The organism is Frankia sp. CoWAU3 (assembly GCF_977971855.1).
Genome location: NZ_CDWWXB010000334.1, coordinates 1 through 1,543, shown reverse-complemented (window position 1 = coordinate 1,543; position 1,543 = coordinate 1). Strand labels below are relative to the sequence as shown.

The following is a 1,543-nucleotide window of genomic DNA, read 5'->3' as shown; positions in this document are numbered from 1 at the left end:
TCACGTTCAGGCGCGGTGTCCGCGGTGGTCGTCACGTCCGCGAGTGCGGTCGCGAGGGCGAGGCGCGGAGCGAGCTCCCCAGGGACCCGGGAGTAGACCCGGTCGAACGCCGCGGCGGCCACGGCCGGTTGTCGTCCGACGAGGGCATGTAGGCCCCGGTACCAGTCGACCCGCCATTCCCGCGGCTGCTCCACGGCCGCGTCGTCCAGGGTGCCCGCCGCCTCATGGAGCTGCCCGGCCCGGATCTGGGCGCGGGCCAGGGACAGCCGCACCTCGGTGGTCCTCGGGACGATCGCCGCCAGCCGGGTGGCCAGGGAGGCCGGTTCCTCGTCCGAACCGGCGGTCAGTCCGGGCGCCCATGGATCGTCCTGGTCGATCCGCAGATTGGGGAGGACCTCCCACCATGCGGGGGTCCCGGCGGGCCCCGCCTCCCCGGTGGGGTGCCCGACGGCGTCGAACCACCGGCTGGCCAACGGGGGGACCGGCCCCTCCGTTCTGGCCACGATCTCGTAGAGCACCCCCACCAGTTCGTCGGCGAGCTCCGTGGTGCTCTGGAAGCGCTGGTCGGGATCGGTCGCGGTGGCCCGGCGCAGGAGCCGGTCCAGGGATTCGAAGTCCCGCAACGGGGCATGGGCCCGGCGCGGCGGCAGGGCGTGCCGGTAGGCGCCGAGGAAGCCCGGGAACCGGCCGAGGACGAGACGGGCCAGGGTCCGGGCGACGGCGAAGATGTCGGTGGTGACCGTGGGCGCGGTGCGCGCGATGTCCGCCGGGCGTTCCCCGTCGTCGTCGAGTTCGGGGGCCCGGTAGCCGGGCGTGGACAGGTATCCCGACACGCGGTCGTCGAGCCGGCGCGCCCCGCCGAGGTCGATCAGTTTGACGTCCTCGGCGGTGACCATCACGTTTTCCGGTTTCAGGTCGCAGTAGACCAGCCCGAGGCGATGCAGATGCCCGAGGGCCGGAAGCACCCGCAGCAGGTAGCGGATCATGTCGGCGGCCGACGGCGGAGCCGACCGCCCGTCCGGTCCCGCCACCCCGACCTCGGCCAGGCCGGCTAGGGACACCCCCGGCACGTACTCCATGACGATGTAGTCCTCGCCATGGTGGGTGACATAGTCGAGGATCTTGACGATGCCCGGATGGGACACCGTGGTCAGAATGCGCCGCTCTCCCTCGGCGATCCGACGCGCCTCCGGGTTCGCCGCGTCGAGCAGGCCCTTGAGCACCACCCAGGCCTGCACGTCGTCGCCGCCGAGGTTGTCGTCGGTCGCGGCATACACCCAGCCGAGCCCACCGTGCGCGATGACGCCGTGCACGGTGTAGCGGCCGACCCGTTCGCCCGGTCGCAGCTTGACGGTGAACGAGTAGCGGTGGCCGCATCCCGCGCAGCTGCCTTCCAGGGCGACGCTCTCGTCCTGCTCGTCCTGCTCGTCCTGCTCGTCCTGCTCGTCGTGGCCCGGCCGGGCCACGGGCGCGCCGCACCCGGCGCACTCCCGAAGGCCCGTGGGAACGCTGGGCGCATCCAGGAGGGGCGGGGTCGACCCGG

Annotated in this window: 1 protein-coding gene; it reads right to left on the bottom strand. The window is 73.1% G+C overall.

Features of this window, described 5'->3' with window-relative positions:
- Positions 1–1,466, bottom strand: a 1,466-nt coding sequence (locus AC08ON_RS18085) for a serine/threonine protein kinase (RefSeq protein WP_476617434.1), incomplete at its 3' end; no start/stop codon positions are given.
- Positions 1,467–1,543 lie beyond the last annotated feature (77 nt).